The sequence below is a fragment of the Brachybacterium sp. B718/18 genome (genome assembly GCF_055454375.1).
The window spans coordinates 204,949-225,841 of record NZ_JBVDDO010000003.1; the positions used below are offsets into that span (position 1 = coordinate 204,949).

General features: G+C 68.4%; 12 protein-coding genes. 1 reads left to right on the top strand and 11 read right to left on the bottom strand.

Annotation, left to right across the window (positions count from 1 at the left end):
* Nucleotides 1-272: 272 nt before the first annotated feature.
* The 10 genes from tuf to ACZCAH_RS07355 form a co-directional block, all read right to left on the bottom strand.
* A complete protein-coding gene (gene tuf, locus ACZCAH_RS07310; protein WP_464340441.1) occupies nucleotides 273-1,460 on the bottom strand; it encodes an elongation factor Tu in 1,188 nt (395 codons plus the stop codon).
* Nucleotides 1,461-1,585: 125 nt separating this feature from the next.
* Complete coding sequence (fusA, locus tag ACZCAH_RS07315; RefSeq protein WP_464340442.1) at nucleotides 1,586-3,733, bottom strand: elongation factor G; 2,148 nt, start codon at nucleotides 3,731-3,733, stop codon at nucleotides 1,586-1,588.
* 90 nt (nucleotides 3,734-3,823) lie between these two features.
* Complete coding sequence (rpsG, locus tag ACZCAH_RS07320; protein WP_329747456.1) at nucleotides 3,824-4,294, bottom strand: 30S ribosomal protein S7; 471 nt, start codon at nucleotides 4,292-4,294, stop codon at nucleotides 3,824-3,826.
* Nucleotides 4,294-4,668, bottom strand: coding sequence for a 30S ribosomal protein S12 (gene rpsL / locus ACZCAH_RS07325; RefSeq protein ID WP_329749000.1), 375 nt, complete (start codon nucleotides 4,666-4,668; stop codon nucleotides 4,294-4,296). Before rpsL ends, rpsG begins: the two co-directional genes overlap by 1 nt.
* A gap of 498 nt (nucleotides 4,669-5,166) precedes the next feature.
* Complete coding sequence (locus ACZCAH_RS07330) at nucleotides 5,167-6,417, bottom strand: transglycosylase family protein (protein ID WP_464340443.1); 1,251 nt, start codon at nucleotides 6,415-6,417, stop codon at nucleotides 5,167-5,169.
* Between the two features lie 519 nt (nucleotides 6,418-6,936).
* On the bottom strand, nucleotides 6,937-10,821 hold the full coding sequence (locus tag ACZCAH_RS07335; RefSeq protein WP_464340444.1) for a DNA-directed RNA polymerase subunit beta': 3,885 nt from the start codon (nucleotides 10,819-10,821) through the stop codon (nucleotides 6,937-6,939).
* A 97-nt stretch (nucleotides 10,822-10,918) separates the two neighbouring features.
* Nucleotides 10,919-14,407 (bottom strand): DNA-directed RNA polymerase subunit beta, encoded by a 3,489-nt coding sequence (rpoB, locus tag ACZCAH_RS07340; RefSeq protein ID WP_464340445.1) that lies wholly within the window; start codon nucleotides 14,405-14,407, stop codon nucleotides 10,919-10,921.
* 464 nt (nucleotides 14,408-14,871) lie between these two features.
* Complete coding sequence (rplL, locus tag ACZCAH_RS07345; protein WP_329747451.1) at nucleotides 14,872-15,261, bottom strand: 50S ribosomal protein L7/L12; 390 nt, start codon at nucleotides 15,259-15,261, stop codon at nucleotides 14,872-14,874.
* A gap of 120 nt (nucleotides 15,262-15,381) precedes the next feature.
* Nucleotides 15,382-15,897 carry a 50S ribosomal protein L10 gene (gene rplJ / locus ACZCAH_RS07350; protein ID WP_329747450.1) on the bottom strand — a complete coding sequence of 172 codons (516 nt, stop codon included), beginning with the start codon at nucleotides 15,895-15,897 and terminating at the stop codon, nucleotides 15,382-15,384.
* A gap of 302 nt (nucleotides 15,898-16,199) precedes the next feature.
* The gene (locus tag ACZCAH_RS07355; protein WP_464340446.1) at nucleotides 16,200-16,838 is read right to left on the bottom strand and encodes a hypothetical protein; all 639 of its coding nucleotides are present in this window, start codon (nucleotides 16,836-16,838) and stop codon (nucleotides 16,200-16,202) included.
* Nucleotides 16,839-17,242: 404 nt separating this feature from the next.
* Here ACZCAH_RS07355 and adhE point away from each other — a divergent pair, with 404 nt between their 5' ends.
* The gene (gene adhE / locus ACZCAH_RS07360; protein WP_464340447.1) at nucleotides 17,243-19,840 is read left to right on the top strand and encodes a bifunctional acetaldehyde-CoA/alcohol dehydrogenase; all 2,598 of its coding nucleotides are present in this window, start codon (nucleotides 17,243-17,245) and stop codon (nucleotides 19,838-19,840) included.
* 123 nt (nucleotides 19,841-19,963) lie between these two features.
* On the opposite strand, the gene ACZCAH_RS07365 is transcribed toward adhE, so the two are convergent.
* Nucleotides 19,964-20,827, bottom strand: a complete 864-nt coding sequence (locus tag ACZCAH_RS07365) for a protein kinase family protein (protein ID WP_464340448.1) — start codon at nucleotides 20,825-20,827, stop codon at nucleotides 19,964-19,966.
* Nucleotides 20,828-20,893: the final 66 nt, after the last annotated feature.

Genomic DNA, 20,893 nt, shown 5'->3' on the forward strand with positions numbered 1-20,893 from the left:
TGGGCGCGCCCGTCGGGAGCGTGGGGTGGACGAAGGCTCTGGCGGGTGGCGCCGTAGGCGCGCCTGTCGCGAGCGTGGGGTGGACGGAGGCTTTGGCGGGTGGCGACGTGGGCGTGCCCGTCGGGAGCGTGGGGTGGACGGGTCGGCGGCGCGCGGGCGGGGGGGCGCGGGGGCCGAGGCGGGACAGCCGGGGAATAACAGAGGACCCCGACCCGGTCTCCCGGGTCGGGGTCCTGCTGTCAGTCAGCATCGCGGGGTCTCCCCCGCCGCGATCACTTGGTGATCTTGGTGACGCGGCCGGAGCCCACGGTGCGGCCACCCTCACGGATGGCGAAGCCGAGGCCCTCCTCCATAGCGATCGGCTGGATCAGCTCGACCGTCATCTCGGTGTTGTCGCCGGGCATGACCATCTCGGTGCCCTCGGGCAGCGTGATGACGCCGGTGACGTCGGTGGTCCGGAAGTAGAACTGCGGACGGTAGTTCGAGTAGAACGGGTTGTGACGGCCGCCCTCGTCCTTGGACAGGATGTAGACCTGCGCCTCGAAGTTGGTGTGCGGGGTGATGGTGCCGGGCTTGGCCACGACCTGGCCGCGCTCGACGTCCTCACGCTTGGTGCCACGGAGCAGCAGACCGCAGTTCTCGCCGGCCCACGCCTCGTCCATCTGCTTGTGGAACATCTCGATACCGGTGACCGTGGTCTTCTGCGGCTCGCGGATGCCGAGGATCTCGACCTCGGAGTTGATCGCGAGCTTTCCACGGTCGACCTTGCCGGTGACCACGGTGCCGCGGCCCTGGATGGTGAAGACGTCCTCGATGGGCATGAGGAAGGGCTGGTCGAGATCGCGGACCGGGTCCGGGATGCTCTCGTCCACGGCTTCCATGAGCTCCTCCACGGACTTGACCCACTTCTCGTCGCCCTCGAGGGCCTTGAGAGCGGAGACCTGGATGACGGGAGCGTCCTCGTCGAAGCCCTGGGCTCCGAGCATCTCGCGGACCTCCATCTCGACGAGCTCGAGGATCTCCTCGTCGTCGACCATGTCGGACTTGTTGAGAGCGGCGAGCAGGTAGGGGACGCCGACCTGCTTCGCGAGGAGGACGTGCTCACGGGTCTGAGCCATCGGGCCGTCGGTGGCGGCGACCACGAGGATCGCGCCGTCCATCTGAGCGGCGCCGGTGATCATGTTCTTGACGTAGTCGGCGTGGCCGGGGGCGTCGACGTGCGCGTAGTGGCGCTTCTCGGTCTCGTACTCGATGTGCGAGACGTTGATCGTGATGCCGCGCTGCTTCTCCTCGGGCGCGTTGTCGATCGTGTCGAAGTCACGCTTCTCGTTGACGTCCGGGTACTTGTCGTACAGAACCTTCGAGATGGCGGCGCTCAGCGTGGTCTTGCCGTGGTCGACGTGACCGATGGTGCCGATGTTGACGTGCGGCTTGGTCCGCTCGAACTTGGCCTTAGCCATGGTGGTGTCCTCCTAGGACTTCTTCTCGTGGTACTTCTGGATCGGGATCGGGCGCCGCCCCGAGGGGCGACGGTCCGACGGAAGCGGGGGGAGCAGGAGAAGGACTCTACCTGCTCCCCGACGACTCACTCGCCCCGGGTCTTCGCGATGACCTCGTCCGCGATGTTGGACGGGACCTCCGCGTAGCTGTGGAACTGCATCGTGTACATCGCGCGACCCTGGGTCTTGGACCGCAGGTCGCCGACGTACCCGAACATCTCCGACAGCGGGACGAGAGCACGGACGATCTTGACCCCGCTCGCGTCCTCCATCGACTGAACCTGCCCGCGACGCGAGTTCAGGTCGCCGATGACATCTCCCATGTACTCCTCCGGAGTACGGACCTCGACGTCCATGAGCGGCTCGAGGAGGACGGGCTGCGCCTTGCGCAGGGCCTCCTTGGCCGCCATGGAGCCGGCGATCTTGAACGCCATCTCCGAGGAGTCGACGTCGTGGTACGCGCCGTCGATCAGCTCGGCCTTGACGTTCACGACCGGGTAGCCGGCGAGGATGCCCGACTGCAGGGCGTCCTGGATGCCCGCGTCCACGCTCGGGATGTACTCGCGCGGGATGCGGCCGCCGGTGACCTTGTTCTCGAACTCGTAGAACACACCCTCCTCGGCGTCGGTGAGGGGGCCGAAGGTGATCTGGACCTTCGCGAACTGGCCGGAGCCACCGGTCTGCTTCTTGTGGGTGAAGTCGTACTTCTCCACGGTCCGCTTGATGGTCTCGCGGTAGGCCACCTGGGGCTTGCCGATGTTCGCCTCGACCTTGAACTCGCGGCGCATGCGGTCCACGAGGATGTCGAGATGCAGCTCGCCCATGCCCTTGATGACGGTCTGCCCGGTCTCCTCGTCGAGCTCGACCTGGAAGGTCGGGTCCTCCTTGGCGAGCTTCTGGATGGCCACGCCGAGCTTCTCCTGGTCGCCCTTGGTCTTGGGCTCGATGGCCACGGAGATCACGGGCTCGGGGAAGGACATGGACTCCAGCTGGATCGGGGAGCTGGGATCGGCCAGGGTGTCACCGGTGGTGGTGTCCTTGAGGCCGATGAACGCGTAGATGTGGCCCGCGAAGGCCTCGTCCACCGGGTTCTCCTTGTTGGAGTGCATCTGGAACAGCTTGCCGACGCGCTCCTTCTTGCCGGTGGTCGCGTTAAGCAGCTGCTCGCCGGTCTTGACCTGGCCCGAGTACACGCGCACGTAGGTCAGCGCACCGAAGAACGGGTGAGCGGCGACCTTGAACGCGAGCGCCGAGAAGGGCTCGTTCCAGTCGGGCTTACGGGTCAGCTCGACCTCTTCGTCGTTCGGCTTGTGACCGACCATGGCGGGCACGTCGAGCGGCGAGGGGAGGTAGTCGATGACGCCGTTGAGCATGGGCTGGACGCCCTTGTTCTTGAAGGCGGAGCCGCAGAACACGGGGTAGGCCTGCGAGGACACGGTCATCGCGCGGATGCCGGCCTTGAGGTCCTCGATCGAGAGGTCGCCCTCCTCGAGGTACTTGTCCATGAGCTCCTCGGAGCTCTCGGCCACGTCCTCGACGAGCTTGGAGCGGTACTCCTCGACGAGCTCGGCGAGATCCTCGGGGATCGGGATCTCGCGCTGCCACTGACCGAGGGCGGCATCGCCCTTCTTCGCGTTGATGGCGGGGAGATCCTCCTCGAGGACCTCGGGCCAGTCGTAGGCCTTCATCTCGACGAGGTCGACCACACCGGCGAAGTCGTTCTCCGCGCCGATCGGGACCTGCATGACCAGCGGCTTCGCGCCGAGGCGCTCGACGATGGTCTTGACGGTGAAGAAGAAGTCAGCGCCAAGCTTGTCCATCTTGTTGACGAAGCAGATGCGGGGCACGTCGTACTTGTCCGCCTGGCGCCAGACGGTCTCCGACTGAGGCTCCACGCCCTCCTTGCCGTCGAACACGGCGACCGCGCCGTCGAGCACGCGCAGCGAGCGCTCCACCTCGACGGTGAAGTCCACGTGGCCCGGGGTGTCGATGATGTTGATCTGGTTGTCGTGCCAGTAGCAGGTCGTCGCGGCCGACGTGATCGTGATGCCGCGCTCCTTCTCCTGCTCCATCCAGTCCATCGTGCCGGCGCCGTCGTGGGTCTCGCCCATCTTGTAGTTCACGCCGGTGTAGAAGAGGATGCGCTCGGTCGTGGTGGTCTTGCCGGCATCGATGTGGGCCATGATGCCGATGTTGCGGACCTTGTTCAGGTCGCTGAGCACTGCGAGTGCCACGGGCTTGTGCCTTTCTGAAGGACGGAGTCTGGTCGACGTGCCAGGGAGGCGGGAGCGGGGCCCCTCCGCGAGGAGGGGCCCCGCTCGACCTCACCAGCGGTAGTGCGCGAAAGCCCGGTTGGACTCAGCCATCTTGTGGGTGTCCTCGCGTCGCTTCACAGCGGCGCCGAGGCCATTGCTGGCGTCGAGGATCTCGTTCATCAGACGCTCGGTCATGGTGTTCTCGCGACGAGCGCGGGAGTAGCTGACCAGCCAGCGCAGCGCGAGGGTGGTCGCACGGTTCGGCTTGACCTCGATCGGCACCTGGTAGGTCGCACCGCCGACGCGGCGGGAGCGGACCTCGAGCGACGGACGGATGTTGTCCAGCGCCTTCTTCAGGGTGACGACCGGATCCTGGCCGTTCTTCTCACGAGCACCTTCGAGGGCGCCGTAGACGATGCTCTCGGCGACGGTCTTCTTGCCGTCGAGGAGGATCTTGTTGATGAGCTGGGTGACGATCGGCGAGCCGTAGACGGGGTCGACCACGAGCTGGCGCTTGGGAGCGGGGCCCTTACGAGGCATTACTTCTTCTCCTTCTTCGCGCCGTAGCGGGAGCGCGCCTGCTGGCGGCCCTTCACGCCCTGCGTGTCGAGGGAGCCGCGCACGATCTTGTAGCGCACACCGGGGAGGTCCTTCACACGACCGCCGCGGACGAGCACGATGGAGTGCTCCTGCAGGTTGTGGCCCACACCGGGGATGTAGGCGGTGACCTCGATGCCGGTCGACAGACGGACACGCGCGATCTTGCGCAGCGCCGAGTTCGGCTTCTTGGGGGTCTGGGTGTAGACGCGCGTGCAGACACCGCGACGCTGGGGCGAACCCTTGAGCGCGGGCGTCTTCGAGGCGGAGGACTTGACGTCCCGCCCCTTGCGCACCAACTGCTGAATAGTGGGCACAGCTCTTCTTCCTGTTTCGACCCTCGATGCTGTTCGCACCGGGGGATCACCTTCTTCGACCGCTCGCGCGGCCGGCGACCCGAGGCGCCGTCCCCATGTCCGAGGACCGCTGCGCTCCGACCCGCCCGTCGGACGATGGCGTCCGCCGGGCGTCTGGAGAACCGTGATCGGTGCCCGCCGAGAGGGGCCGGACATGGCCGCCTTCCGACATTCGGGCACGCCGCGAGGATCCGCTCCTCGCGGGGGACACCCTTCACCTGCCCCGAGGGGCCGGCGACTCTCGTCCCGGGTCACGACCAGAGGGCACTCCGGACGCACCCGACAGTCTACTGAGGGCTGTGGTACGCGGTCAAAGCCTCCCCCGGCATCCGACGCAGATCACATGACGCCCCGTGTCCGCAAATTTGCGCCCCGGTGAACGGGGACTGTACGTGCCTAGGACGCGACGAGCGCGCCGCCCCCGAGGGGACGGCGCGCTCGTACCTCGCAGCACGTCGATCAGCGGATACCGAGCTTCTTGGTGCAGGAGGGCCAGGCGCCCCAGCCCTGGCTGGCCTGGACCTTCTTGGCGATCGCGATCTGCTCGGAGCGGGAGGCCTGGTCGGCCGTGGAGGCGTACTGACCGCCGCCGTACGCCCGCCAGGTGGAGGCGCTGAACTGCAGGCCGCCGTAGTAGCCGTTGCCGGTGTTGATGGACCAGTTGCCGCCCGACTCGCACTGGGCGAGGCGATCCCACACGGACCCGGACGGAGCGGTCGGCGCCGACGAGGAGCCGGAGTCGTCGCTCGAGCCGCTGTCATCGGAGTCGTCGCTCGAGCCGCTGTCATCGGACTCGTCCTCGCTGGAGTCGCGCTCCGAGCTGCGGGTGGACTTCGAGGAGCTCGAGGAGCGCTGCTCCGGCTCCGGCTCCGGCTCCGGCGCCTTCTTGGTGCCCTTGGCGACGACCTCGTCCACCGGCTCGGCGGTGATCTCCTCGGAGATCTTCTCGGTCTCGGTGACCTCGCCGTTGACGACGGTGTCCTGGTAGACGACCTCCTTGGAGCCCTTCTTGCCCTCGGTGGTGGTCTTGGTCGTGCCCTCGAGCAGCTCGTCGTCCTCGACGGTGGAGGATTCGAAGCCGATCTCCTCGGTCTCGGTGCGCTCGACGACGCGGGTGCGGTGCACCTCGATGGTGGCGCCGTCCTCGAGGAGGGACTCGCGCGGCACGGACGCGGTGTCGGAGTCCTGGATGTCCCCGAGGACCTTCTTCATCGCCTCGTCGACGGTCAGCGCGGTGACCTCGAAGGTGTCCTCGCCGTACTGGCCGACGAAGGTGACGGTCTTGCGGGTGACGACCGAGATGTCAGTGCCTTCGGCGCTCAGCTCGGTGGTCGGCTCCGGGGTGACGGCAGCGCCCTCGGCCTTGTAGTCGACCTCAGCCAGCACGTCCTCGACGGTGTCGCCGGTGGTGAGCAGCTCCTGCGACTCGCCGTCCACCGTCACGGTGACCGGGTGGCGCTGGATGACCTGGATCTCCATGCCGTCGGTGACGTTCTCCTCGAGCCCCGGCATGACCAGGTCCGTCGACTGCACCGTGATGCCCTGCGCCTCGAGGAGCTCGGCCACGGTCGGGCTGAAGCTGCGCACGGAGGACTGCTCGCCGTACACGGTGACCGCGACCTCGTTGGAGACCGCGTACGCGGTGCCGCCACCGCCGACGGCGAGCACGGCCACGGTCGCCGCGCCGATGATCCACGGAGTCTTCTTCACTGTTCCACCTGTTCCCTGTGCCTCGCGGGCGCGTCGGTCGTCATGTCGTTCCTGAGCTGGGATCCCGGCCCGAAGGGGGATCTGCAGCTCCGTGGCGCGGGCGCCGCCCGGAGGGGCGCAGGGGAAGACCGCGGGGAACTGCCGATGACCATGCTCGCGTCCCCCGCGCGCGGACGTAAGGCCTCTGGCGCGACCTTGGACAAGCGGCCACGAGGCCTTTACCCTCTCGTGAACCTCCGGGTCGGCCAGCTCACGGAACGGGTGGAACGGACACCACGCCCCGTGGTGCGGACCACGCCGCCCCTCCCCCGCCGGCCAGGCCGCCGCCGGCCGTGCCGCCTGCCGTCGGCCGTCCCGTCGGCCGACCCGCACGCCGCCGGCCGTGCCGTCGGCCGGCCCGCCCACTGCCGAATACGACGACGGACGCCGCGGCGCACTCCCCGGAGGGAGGCACCGCGGCGTCCGTCTCGCGCCCCCGCCCGCGGGCGGGGAGGCTCAGGCGCTCACGCGCTCATCGGCTCAGCGGAAATCCGTGCGGAACGGATCCGAGTAGTCGATGTCGTCGAGGTTGACCGCGCCGGTCCCGCCGAAGCCGGAGAAGTCCAGCTCGTCGTAGCCGGGCACCTGGTACATCTGCGCCTTGGCCTCGTCGGTCGGCTCCACCGCGATGTGGCGGAACCGCGACAGGCCGGTCCCCGCGGGGATGAGCTTGCCGATGATGACGTTCTCCTTGAGCCCCATGAGCTGATCGCTCTTGCGGTTCAGGGCGGCCTCGGTGAGCACGCGGGTGGTCTCCTGGAAGGAGGCCGCCGAGAGCCACGACTCGGTCGCGAGCGACGCCTTGGTGATGCCCATGAGCTCGGGACGGCCGGACGCCGGCTGACCCTGCTCGGAGAGCACCCGACGGTTCTCGCGCTCGAAGGAGACCCGCTCGGCGAAGTCGCCGGGCAGCAGGTCGGTGTCGCCGGACTCGATGATCGTCACGCGACGCAGCATCTGACGCACGATGACCTCGATGTGCTTCGCGTGGATCTCCACACCCTGCGAGACGTACACCTTCTGGACCTCGTCCACGAGGTGCTGCTGCACCGCACGGGGGCCGAGGATGCGCAGCACCTGCTTCGGATCGACCGAGCCCTGGGTGAGCTGCTGACCGACCTCGATCGACTCGCCGTCGGAGATCAGCAGCGTCACGCGCTTGGAGACGGTGTACGCGACCGGGTCGGTGCCGTCGTCCGGGGTCACGGTGATCTTGCGCTGCTTGTCGTTCTCCTCGATCTCGACGCGACCGGCGACCTCGGAGATCGGCGCGAAGCCGGCCGGGGTACGGGCCTCGAAGAGCTCCTGGACACGGGGAAGACCGTGGGTGATGTCGCCGTCCGCGCTCGCCACACCACCGGAGTGGAAGGTACGCATGGTCAGCTGGGTGCCGGGCTCACCGATGGACTGGGCCGCGACGATGCCGACGGCCTCGCCGATGTCGACCAGCTGGCCGGTGGCCAGCGAACGGCCGTAGCAGCGGGCGCAGGTGCCCACGGCGGAGTCGCAGGTGAGCACCGAGCGGATCTTGGCGGTCCGCACGTTGGCGGCCACCATCGCCTCGAGCTGCACGTCACCGATCTCGGTGCCCGCGGGGAACACCTCGGCGCCGTCCTCGCCGATCACGGCGGTGGCCAGGATCCGGCCGTGCACCGTGGTGTCGACGTTGGGGGCCGGCACCAGGGCGCCGCCCTCCTCGACGGTCACCGGCAGGGTCAGGCCCTTGGTGGTGCCGCAGTCGTCCTCGCGGACGATGACGTCCTGCGAGACGTCCACCAGACGACGGGTCAGGTAGCCCGACTGCGCGGTCTTCAGCGCGGTGTCCGCGAGGCCCTTGCGGGAGCCGTGCGAGGCGATGAAGTACTCCAGGACCGAGAGCCCCTCCTTGTAGTTGGAGAGGATCGGGCGCGGGATGATCTCGCCCTTCGGGTTGTTCACCAGGCCGCGCATACCGGCGATCTGGCGGATCTGCATCCAGTTGCCTCGGGCGCCCGAGTCGACCATCCGGAAGATGGTGTTGGAGCGCTCGAAGTTCTCCCGCATCGCGTTGTCGACCTCGTTGGTCGCCTCGGTCCAGATGTCGATGAGCTCCATGTTGCGCTCAGCCTCGGAGACCAGGCCCAGATCGCGGTTCTCCTCCACCTGGGCGGCCTTCGCCTCGTACTTCGCGATGATCTCCGCCTTGCTCGGCGGGGTCACGACGTCCGAGAGGGCGAAGGACACGCCGGAGCGGGTCGACCACGAGAAGCCGTAGGACTTCAGCGCGTCGAGGGACGCGGCGACCTGGCCCTTGTCGTAGCGCTCGGCGAGAGCGTTGACGATCGAGCCGAGGCGCTTCTTGCCGACCTGGCCCTGCACGAAGGGGTAGTCCTCCGGCAGGGTCTCGTTGAAGTAGACGGTGCCCAGGGTGGTCTCGAGCGTGATCGGGTCGCCCTCGCTCCAGCCCTCGGGGGCCTCCCAGTCGCTCGGCGGCACCACATCGGTGAAGCGGATCCGGACGGGGGCGTTCAGGTGCAGCTCGCCGCGGTCGTGGGCCATGATGGCCTCCGACTCGGAGGCGAACGCCCGGCCCGCGCCGGCCGCCTGCTCGCGCACGGTGGTCAGGTGGTACAGACCGATGATCATGTCCTGTGCGGGCATGGTCACCGGACGGCCGTCCGACGGCTTGAGGATGTTGTTCGAGGACAGCATCAGGATGCGGGCCTCGGCCTGGGCCTCCGCCGACAGGGGCAGGTGCACGGCCATCTGGTCACCGTCGAAGTCCGCGTTGAAGGCGGCGCAGACGAGCGGGTGCAGATGGATGGCCTTGCCCTCGACGAGCTGCGGCTCAAAGGCCTGGATGCCCAGGCGGTGCAGGGTCGGCGCACGGTTCAGCAGCACCGGGTGCTCGGTGATGACCTCCTCGAGCACGTCCCAGACCTCGGGGCGGGCGCGCTCGACCATGCGCTTGGCGGCCTTGACGTTCTGGGCGTGGCTCAGCTCGACCAGGCGCTTCATGACGAAGGGCTTGAACAGCTCGAGCGCCATGCCCTTGGGCAGACCGCACTGGTGCAGCTTCAGCTGCGGGCCATTCACGATGACGGAGCGGGCAGAGTAGTCCACACGCTTGCCCAGCAGGTTCTGGCGGAAGCGGCCCTGCTTGCCCTTGAGCATGTCGGAGAGCGACTTCAGCGGACGGTTGCCCGGGCCGGTGACCGGACGGCCGCGCCGGCCGTTGTCGAACAGCGAGTCGACCGACTCCTGCAGCATGCGCTTCTCGTTGTTCACGATGATCTCGGGGGCCCCGAGATCGAGCAGCCGCTTGAGGCGGTTATTGCGGTTGATCACGCGACGGTACAGATCGTTGAGGTCCGACGTCGCGAAACGGCCGCCGTCCAGCTGCACCATCGGGCGCAGGTCCGGGGGGATGACCGGGACGGCGTCCAGCACCATGCCGACGGGCGAGTTGGTGGTGGTGCGGAAGGCCGAGACGACCTTGAGGCGCTTGAGGGCGCGGGCCTTCTTCTGCCCCTTGCCGGTCGCGATGATCTCGCGCAGCAGCTCCGCCTCGGCGTCCAGGTCGAAGTCCTGCAGACGACGCTGGATCGCCTCGGCGCCCATGCCGCCCTCGAAGTAGGTGCCGTAGCGCAGCTTCATGGCGCGGTAGAGCTGCTCGTCACCCTCGAGGTCGGCGACCTTGAGGCCCTTGAAGCGGTCCCACACGCGGGTGATGCGGTCGATCTCCGCGTCGTACTTCTTGCGGATCTGCGCCTGCTCGCGCTCGGCGGAGTCGCGGACCTTGCGCTTGGCGTCGGCCTTGGCCCCCTCCTGCTCGAGCTGGGCGAGGTCCTTCTCGGCGGAGACGGCGCGCTGGTTCACGGCGGCGTCGCGCTCGTTCTCGAGCTCCTTGATCTCGAGGTCGAAACGCGCCTGGAGGTCGGGGAGGTCCTCGTGACGGGCGTCCACGTCGACCGCGGTGATCATGTACGCGGCGAAGTAGATGATCTTCTCGAGATCCTTCGGCGCGAGGTCCAGCAGGTAGCCGAGACGGCTCGGCACGCCCTTGAAGTACCAGATGTGGGTGACGGGAGCGGCGAGCTCCACGTGGCCCATGCGCTCACGGCGGACGGAGGACTTGGTGACCTCCACGCCGCAGCGCTCGCAGACGATGCCCTTGAAGCGGACGCGCTTGTACTTGCCGCAGTAGCACTCCCAGTCCCGGGTGGGACCGAAGATGCGCTCGCAGAACAGGCCGTCCATCTCGGGCTTCAGGGTGCGGTAGTTGATGGTCTCCGGCTTCTTGACCTCGCCGTGGGACCAGCCGCGGATGTCGTCGGCGGTAGCCAGACCGATGCGCAGCTCATCGAAGGTGTTGACGTCGAGCACAGGTGTCCTTCTCTCGATCGGAAAAGAGGTGGTGTCTGAGGGAACGGGGCCTGGGGCGGGGGCCCGCGGCGGTCAGCGCCGCGAGCGCCCCCGTCGCTCAGACCTCTTCGATGGAGCCGACGCCCTCGTGCGGGCGGCGGGACAGGTCGATGCCGAGCTCCTCCGCGGCGCGGAAGACCTCCTCATCGCTCTCGCGGACCTCCTGGGCGGTGCCGTCGGACGAGAGGACCTCGACGTTCAGGCACAGCGACTGCATCTCCTTGAGCAGCACGCGGAAGGACTCCGGGATGCCGGGCTCGGGGATGTTCTCGCCCTTGACGATCGCCTCGTAGACCTTCACGCGGCCCGAGATGTCGTCGGACTTGATGGTCAGCAGCTCCTGGAGCGCGTAGGCCGCGCCGTACGCCTCGAGGGCCCACACCTCCATCTCGCCGAAGCGCTGGCCGCCGAACTGCGCCTTACCGCCCAGCGGCTGCTGCGTGATCATCGAGTAGGGGCCGGTCGAACGGGCGTGCAGCTTGTCGTCGACCAGGTGGTGGAGCTTGAGGATGTACATGTAGCCGACGGAGATCGAGTCCGGGATCGGCTCGCCGGAGCGGCCGTCGAACAGCTGCGCCTTGCCGTTCTCCTTGATCATGCGCACGCCGTCCCGGTTGGGGCGGTGGTTCTTGATCAGGCCGGTGACCTCGTCGGCGGTGAGGCCGTCGAAGACCGGGACCGCGACCGGAGTGCCCGGCTCGCCGTGCAGGGCGGAGTCCGGGAGCGCCTCGGCGATCGGATCGTCCGAGTCGACGTCCCAGCCGGACTTGGCGACCCACCCGAGGTGGGTCTCCATGACCTGGCCGATGTTCATACGACCGGGCACACCCATCGGGTTCAGGATGATGTCGACCGGGGTGCCGTCCTCGAGGAAGGGCATGTCCTCGACGGGCAGGATCTTCGCGATGACGCCCTTGTTGCCGTGGCGTCCCGCGAGCTTGTCGCCGTCGGTGATCTTGCGCTTCTGGGCCACGTACACGCGGACCATCTCGTTCACGCCGGTCGGCAGGATGTCGCCGTCCTCGTCGTCGTTGAAGACCTGCACCGCGATGACCGTGCCGGACTCGCCGTGGGGGACGCGCAGCGAGGTGTCGCGCACCTCGCGGGCCTTCTCACCGAAGATGGCGCGCAGCAGGCGCTCCTCCGGGGTCAGCTCGGTCTCGCCCTTCGGGGTGACCTTGCCGACGAGGATGTCGCCCGGCTCGACCTCGGCGCCGATGCGGATGATGCCGCGCTCGTCGAGATCGGCGAGCACGTCGTCGCCGACGTTCGGGATGTCCCGGGTGATCTCCTCCTTGCCCAGCTTGGTGTCGCGGGCGTCGACCTCGTGCTCCTCGATGTGGATCGAGGTGAGGACGTCGTCCTGGACCAGGCGCTGGGACAGGATGATGCCGTCCTCGTAGTTGTGGCCCTCCCACGACATGAACGCGACCAGCAGGTTCTTGCCCATGGAGAGCTCGCCCTGGTCGGTCGAGGGACCGTCGGCCAGGATCGAGCCGGCCTCGACGCGGTCGCCCTCGTCGAAGAGCACGCGCTGGTTGTAGGAGTTGCCGGCGTTGGAGCGCTGGAACTTCCCGATCGGGTAGGTCTGGCGGGTGCCGTCGTCGGCCATCACGACGATCAGGTCCGCGGAGAGCTCCTCGATGACGCCGCCCTTGCGGGCCACGACCACGTCGCCGGCGTCGACCGCCGCGCGACGCTCCATACCGGTGCCGACCAGCGGCATCTCGGCGCGGAGCAGCGGCACGGCCTGGCGCTGCATGTTCGAGCCCATGAGCGCGCGGTTCGCGTCGTCGTGCTCGAGGAAGGGGATCATCGCGGTCGCGACGGAGACCATCTGACGCGCGGAGACGTCCATGTAGTCGACCTCGGTCGGCGGCACCAGCTCGGGCTCGCCGCCGGTGGTGCGCGAGAGCACGGCCTCCTCGAGGAAGCGGCCGCTCTCGTCGATCTTCGCGTTGGCCTGGGCGATGACCTTGCGGTCCTCGTCGTCGGCGGTGAGGTATACGATCTCGTCGGTGACGACGCCGTTCTCGACCTTGCGGTACGGGGTCTCGACGAAGCCGAACGGGTTGATCCGCGCGAAGGTCGCGAGCGAGCCGATCAGGCCGATGTTCGGACCCTCAGGGGTCTCGATCGGGCACATGCGGCCGTAGTGGCTCGGGTGGACGTCACGGACCTCCATGCCCGCACGGTCGCGGGAGAGGCCGCCGGGGCCCAGCGCCGAGAGACGACGCTTATGGGTCAGGCCCGAGAGCGGGTTGTTCTGGTCCATGAACTGCGACAGCTGGGAGGTCCCGAAGAACTCCTTGATCGCCGCGGTGACCGGACGGATGTTGATCAGCGTCAGCGGGGTGATCGCCTCGACGTCCTGCGTGGTCATGCGCTCGCGGACGACGCGCTCCATGCGGGACAAGCCCGTGCGGACCTGGTTCTGGATCAGCTCGCCGACCGCGCGGATGCGACGGTTGCCGAAGTGGTCGATGTCGTCGGTCTCGACACGGACCGGCCGGTCGTCGACGCTCGTGTACTCGGTGACACCGTCGTGCAGGGCGACGATGTACTTGATGGTCGAGACGACGTCCTGCAGTCGCAGGGTCGACTCGGAGAGGCTGCCCTCGAGGCCGAGCTTCTTGCCGATCTTGTAGCGGCCGACCTTCGCCAGGTCGTAGCGCTTGGCGTTGAAGTACAGGTTGTTCAGCATGGCCTCGCCCGCATCGCGCGTGGGCGGCTCGCCCGGGCGCTGCTTGCGGTAGATGTCCATGAGCGCCTCGTCCTGCGAGGTGATGCGGTCCTTCTCGAGCGTGGAGCGCATCGACTCGAACTCGCCGAACTCCTCGAGGATGTCGCTGTGGGACATGCCGAGGGCCTGCAGCAGGGTGGTGACGGACTGCTTGCGCTTGCGGTCGATGCGCACGCCGACCTGGTCGCGCTTGTCGACCTCGAACTCGAGCCAGGCGCCGCGCGAGGGGATGACCTTCGCCGAGAAGATGTGCTTGTCGGAGGTCTTGTCGATCGACTCCTCGAAGTACACGCCCGGGGAGCGGACCAGCTGCGAGACGACGACGCGCTCGGTGCCGTTGATGATGAAGGTGCCCTTGTCGGTCATGAGCGGGAACTCGCCCATGAAGACCGTCTGGGTCTTGATCTCACCGGTCTCGTTGTTCATGAACTCCGCGATGACGTACAGCGGAGCGGCGTAGGTGAGGTCCTTCTCCTTGCACTCGTCGACCGTGTACTTCGGGTCGTCGAAGGTGTGGTCGCGGAAGGACAGCGACATGTTGCCGGCGAAGTCCTCGATCGGGGAGATCTCCTCGAGGATGTCGGCCAGACCCGAGGTCTGCGGGACGTCCTCGCGGCCGGCGGCGGCGGCCTCGGCCGCACGCTCCTGCCAGCGCTCGTTGCCCAGCAGCCAGTCGAACGAGGTGGTCTGCAGACTCAGCAGATCCGGAACGTCGATGGGGTCGCCGAGCTTCGCGAAAGTAACGCGAGGAGAGGCGGTGCGAAGTGCGATGTCAGTGGTGCGATCGGTGCTCGAGGCAGCCAAGGGGGGTCCTTCCACAGGCCGATGACGGAATCCCAGGCGCGGCGAACACCCATCAGGGCAGTGGAGCAGGTACCGGAGCGGCAGAACCCAGGGCGTCGCATGGCGCAAGGACCGAGCATAGCGAAGAACACGGATGGACACAAGGGCGCTGCAACGACCGGTCCATCCGCGTCGACCGCCATATGCCTGGCGCGGAGGTTCTGTCGGCGCCCCCTGCCCGTCTGGCTCGACCGGCTGGGCGGGATCCCGAGGGGATCGACCACCGCGCACATGCGGCAGGGACGGCTCCGTACGGCAGACAGAATGGCCGGAATTCTCGTCACAGTCAAGCAGGACGCGCGGCGCGGACGTCGGACGCACGGACCCCGGACGTGCACAAGGGCCGCCCCGCATCAGCGGGACGGCCCTTCCGGAGCAGTGCGACTGCCATCAGATGCGGCGCGCGCCGGAGCGCGCGCACGGGATCACTTGATGGTGATGGTCGCGCCGGCCTCCTCGAGCTTCGCCTTGGCAGCCTCGGCGTCCTCCTTCTTGACACCCTCGAGGACGGGCTTGGGAGCCTCGTCGACGAGAGCCTTGGCCTCCTTGAGGCCGAGCGAGGTGATGCCGCGCACCTCCTTGATGACGGCGATCTTGGCGGAACCGGCCGACTCGAGGATGACGTCGAACTCGGTCTTCTCCTCCTCGGCGGCGGCATCCGCGCCGGCACCGCCGGCAGCGGCGACGGCCACGGGGGCGGCCGCGGCAGCGGTGACCTCGAAGACGTCCTCGAACTGCTTCACGAACTCGGAGAGCTCGATGAGAGTCATCTCCTTGAAAGCCTCGATGAGCTCGTCGTTGCTGAGCTTCGCCATGGTGGCGTTCCTTCCTGTTGGCGGGACCGGGGTCCCTGCGGTGTTGTGCGGCGCTCACGCGCCAGGTCGAACAGTCCGGTCGGCCTCAGGCAGCCGATCCGGGAGGGAGGCAGGGGCCCCTCAGGCCTCCTGCTTGGCCCGCAGCGCGTCCACGGTGCGCACTGCCTTGGACAGCGGCGCGTTGAACACGGCGGCGGCCTTGGACATCGACGCCTTCATGGCGCCGGCGGCCTTGGCCAGCAGGACCTCGCGGGACTCGAGGTCCGCGAGCTTGGTGACGTCCTCCTCCGAGAGCAGCTTGCCCTCGAAGTAGCCGGACTTGACCACGAGCTTGTCGTGGGTCTTGGCGAAGTCACGCAGAGCCTTCGCAGGCTCCACCGGCTCGCCCTTGATGAAGGCGATAGCGGTCGGACCGCTGAGCGTGCCATCGAGAGCGGTGATGCCGGCCTCGCGGGCGGCGATCTCCGTGAGCGTGTTCTTCACCACGGCGTAGGTCGTCTCGGAGCCCAGCGAGCGACGGAGCTCCTTGAGCTCCCCCACGCTGAGGCCTCGGTACTCGGTGATGACAGCGGCGTCGGATGCACGGAACAGCTCCGCGATCTCGGCGACGGCGTCCACCTTCTCGGGCTTCGCCATGGCCCTCCTTCCAGAGGTCTCTCGCCGCCTGCCTGAACCACCCCGGACACAGGAAAGGCCTCGACACGCAGGTGTCGAGGCCAGGCGCACGATGTCGCCACGAGGGCGGGATCCGTGCGGATCGCTTCAGGTCACCTGCGCAGGCCGCCCCAGGAGGGAGCGCTTCGGTCGCTCTCCACGGGGAGGGCGACGACCGGCGGTCTTCGGTAGGCACAACTCTAGACCAGCCTCCGCGGCGGCGCCATGCCGCGCTCGGCGGTCTCGGTCACATCGCGGGAGATCGGTTCGAGATGCTTCCGCCCTCAGGAGGCGAAGCCGTCCTGCGGCGTCCAGCACCACCGCTTCCCGAGCGGATCGGTGAAGGAGATCGCCGTCACGCCGTGGTTCTGACTGCGCATCAGCGGGTCGAGGCGCGCGGTCTCGTCGATCGGCTTGGGGAGCCCCCACGGGGTGGCCGCGGTTCCGCTCGTCACCCAGAACCGTCCCGGCGGCAGGGTTTCTATCGTGACCGTCCGACTGAACTTGTTGCCCACTGTCGAGATCTCGACGTCATGGAAGACCGAGCCGGGACCGATCTCGTTCGAGACGAGCACTCCCCATTCCCCGGCATCGTTCTTAGCCCACCACGACTGCACGCTCCCGGCGAGCTGACGATGCTCCCGCTCCGCCTCACGCGATGCCCGCTGATTCTCCCGACGGTCGCGGGCCGCCTCGGCCTCCTCGACCCGTTGACGCTGCTCCTCGGCACGGCGGTCCCGGTCGGATTCTCGACTCTCCGCCGCCTGGGCTGCAGCGAGAGCTTCCTGACGCGTCCTCTCGGCGGTCCGGTTCGCCTCCCCTGCACGACGAAGAGCGAAGATGCTGAGCAGGGTCCCGATCCCCGCGGCGATGGCCGCGATCCACTCAGCCCAGCTCCCAAGGTCAAGTCCCACGAAGGTCATGTCGCGAATCTACGTGGTGCACCGAGCAAGCACGTGAACTCAGGATGGCGGGAACATGCCGGACACAGGCCGTCGACGAAAGTCGCGATCCGCCCACATCCCCTCACCGTCGCCCCGCACCCGAGATCGGGGGACCTCGGTCCTCCGGGCCTCCGCGCGCGGCCGACGGGCCGGCTGCGCCGCCTCCTCCCCCAGTCTCCAGTGCACCGCCTAACCCGCAGATCAGCAAGGGGTACGAGGTCCCGCGAGCCCTGTCGGCACCAGCTCCCGCGATCGCCGCGGGAGAGCTCGAAGAACGCTCTGACCTGCGGACTTTTCGCTGCGAGCGGGTGCTGGACGCCATGATCCAGCCCACTTACTGTCGAGGTGACGGGATCGACCGGTCCCGCGGACAGGACAGGGACATGAGCACCACATCGACCCCCACGGAACCCACCACCGAGGACACCGTCGCCGCCATGATCGACGAGCTCGCCCAGCGCGGACGCCACGCGCTGGCCGCCTACGCCTCGTACACCCAGGAGCAGATCCGCTCCATCGTCCACGCCATGGCCCTCGCCGGCGTCGACCAGCACATGCCGCTCGCGCGGCTCGCGGTCGAGGAGACCGGACGCGGCCTCTTCGAGGACAAGTGCACGAAGAACCTCTTCGCCACCGAGTACGTCTGGAACTCGATGAAGGACGACCGGACCGTCGGCGTCATCTCCCAGGACACCCAGCGCGGCATCACCGAGATCGCCGAGCCCGTGGGCGTCGTCGCCGGGGTCACCCCCGTCACGAACCCCACCTCGACGGTCATGTTCAAGGCGCTCATCGCCGTGATGACCCGCAACCCGATCATCTTCGCCTTCCACCCGTCGGCCCAGCGCTGCTCTGTGGAGGCCGCCCGCGTGGTGCGGGACGCGGCCGTCGCCGCCGGCGCCCCTGCCGACTGCATCCAGTGGATCGAGGAGCCGTCGCTCGGCGCGACCACCGCGCTGCTGAACCACCCGGGTGTCGCGTTGACCCTCGCGACCGGTGGCGCGGGCATGGTGCGCGCCGCGTACTCCACCGGGAAGCCGGCCCTCGGCGTCGGCCCCGGCAACGTGCCCGTGTACGTCGACCGCACCGCGCCGATCGCCCGCACCGTCAACGACCTGATCCTCTCCAAGACCTTCGACAACGGGATGATCTGCGCGTCCGAGCAGGCGATCTTCCTGCACCGGGACGTGCGCACCGCGGTGCTCGACGAGTTCGCCGCCCAGGGCGCGCACCTCGTCACTGCCGCGCAGAAGAAGAAGCTGCAGGAGGTCATGGTCACCGAGGGGGGCATGATCGCGCCCGGCGTGGTCGGCATGAGCGCCGCCGCCATCGCGGAGCTGGCCGGCTTCACGATCCCCGACGGGACGACGCTGCTGCTCGTCCCGATCGACGGAGTCGGCGAGCAGGACCCGTTCTCCCGCGAGAAGCTCTGCCCCGTCCTCGCGGTCGCGACCGTGAAGGACCGGGCCGAGGGCCTCGACCGCTGCGAGGAGATGCTCGAGTTCGGCGGGCTCGGCCACACCGCGGTCCTCCACGCCACCGATCCGGAGCTGGAGCGCGAGTTCGGGCTGCGGATGAGGGCCTGCCGCATCATCGTCAACTCGCCGAGCGCCCTCGGCGGCATCGGCGACGTCTACAACGGGCTCCTGCCCTCGCTGACCCTCGGCTGCGGCAGCTACGGCCACAACTCGGTCTCGCACAACGTCGGCGCCGCCGACCTGCTGAACATCAAGCGCATCGCCGAGCGGAGGAACAACATGCAATGGTTCAAGGTCCCGCCGAAGACCTACTTCGAGCGGTACTCGATCCAGTACCTCCAGGACATGACCGACATCTCGCGGGTGTTCGTGGTGACCGACCCGGGCATGGTGCAGTTCGGCTACGTCGACATCGTGCTGGACCAGCTGCGCCGGCGCGGCGACGTGGAGTGGACCGTGTTCTCCGACGTCGAGCCGAACCCCTCCTCGACCACCGTCTTCGAGGGCGCCCAGCAGATGGAGCGCTTCCGCCCCGACTGCGTGATCGCCCTCGGCGGCGGCTCGGCGATGGATGCCGCGAAGGGCATGTGGCTGTTCTACGAGCACCCCGAGGCGAGCTACTTCGGGATGAAGCAGAAGTTCATGGACATCCGCAAGCGCACCTACCGCTTCCCCACGATGGGGGCGAAGGCGCAGCTGGTCGCGGTGCCGACGACCGCAGGAACCGGCTCCGAATGCACGCCGTTCGCGGTGATCACCGACGCCGAGACGCACGTGAAGTACCCGCTCGCGGACTACGCGCTCACGCCGTCGGTCGCGATCGTCGACGCGCAGTTCGTGGACACGGTGCCGCGGCGCACCGCCGCCGACTCCGGCATGGACGCCCTCACCCACGCGATCGAGAGCTACGTGTCCACGATGGCCAGCGACTTCAGCCGCGGCCTGTCGGTGCAGGCGCTGCAGCTGCTGCTGGCGAATCTGCGGCCCGCCGTGCTCGAGGACGACCCGGTCGCCAAGGAGCGGGTCCACAACGCTTCGGCGCTCGCAGGCATGGCGTTCGCCAACGCGTTCCTGGGGATCGTGCACTCGCTGTCGCACAAGTGCGGCGCCGAGTTCGGCCTCGCCCACGGGCGGACCAACGCGATCTTCCTGCCGCACGTGATCCGGTACAACGCGTCCCGGCCCGTGAAGCGCGCGATCTTCCCGAGGTACGAGTCCTTCCGAGCCGATCGGGACTTCTCGGACCTCGCGCGGGCCGCGGGGCTGCCGGCGTCCACGACCGAGGAGGGTGTCGAGTCCCTGATCGCGGCGGTGCGCGAGCTCGCCGAGGACCTGGGGATCCAGCTCAGCCTCGAGGCGAACGGCGTGACCCGGGAGCACCTCGACCGCACCATCGACGACCTCGCCTACCGGGCCTACGAGGACCAGTGCACCCCGGCTAACCCCCGGCAGCCGCTGCTCAGCGAGCTGAAGGAGATCATCGAGGCCGCCTGGGAGGGCTGACCGTTCGACCCCTCCGACGGTATTGCCCGCTGTGCTTCCCGATCTGGAAGCACAGCGGGCAATTCTGCGGGCGCGGCGGGGCGAGGGCATCGCCGGGCCGCGAGCTCCGGACCGCCGGCACCCTCAGGGCGCGGCGCCCGCGTCTCGCGCTGCGGTCCACTCCGCGGCGAGCTCACCCACGCTCCCCTGCCGCACCGCTCTCTCCCGCTGTGTCGCCCGCTCCACCACTGCCGCTCGGGCCGAGCCTCCGCAGAAGTCCTCGAGTTCCTCGGTGAGCCCGGTCCCGAAGTGCCGCAGAAGTCGGCCGAGGGTGAACACGGTCGTGCGTGCGTCGAGCGGCGCGCCCTTCGTGAACTCCTCCGGGGCCATGAATCGGCTCGATCCGAACATCCTGCCCATGTCGTTGGTGGAGGGACCGCGGCGGTAGGTGTCGAGGTCGATCAGGGTGAGGCGTCCGGTGGCAAGATCCACCATGAGGCAGCCGTCGTACAGGTCGCAGGCCACCCAGCCCGCCACCTCCAGAGCGCGATGCGCCTCGATCAGCTGGTCGAAGACGGAGAGGCGGACCGCCGGCGGAGCGGTGGCGAAGCGGCGGTAAGTGGAGTCCGGGTCGTCCCGACGTGCGGACGGGACGCCGACGAGCTCCCCGGGGGCGCGGTCGTAGACCAGGACCGGTCCGGACGGGAGCTCGATCACGGTGCGGAGCCGTGCGAGGGCAGGATGCTCGATGCCGCGCGCGATCTCGACCGCGGTCCGCAGCAGGTGCACCCTCGAGGGCCTGTCGAGCACGGGCACGGGTGCGCCGACCGGCGGCATCTCCTCCCCCGCCGACTTCACGAAGAACTCTCCGGAGGACGTCCTGACCAGCCAGGCCACGTTTCCGGAGTCTTGCGTGCGGTGGTCGAAGCGGGCGAGGACCTCCCCCGCCGAGCGCACCAGCTCCTCCGGCGTCAGGTCGCTGCGGGTCAGGGAGAGCAGATCGGTCACCCGACCACCGTAGGTCTCGTAGTCCCGGACAGCACGATGCCCCGCCCACCGTGATGGTGGACGGGG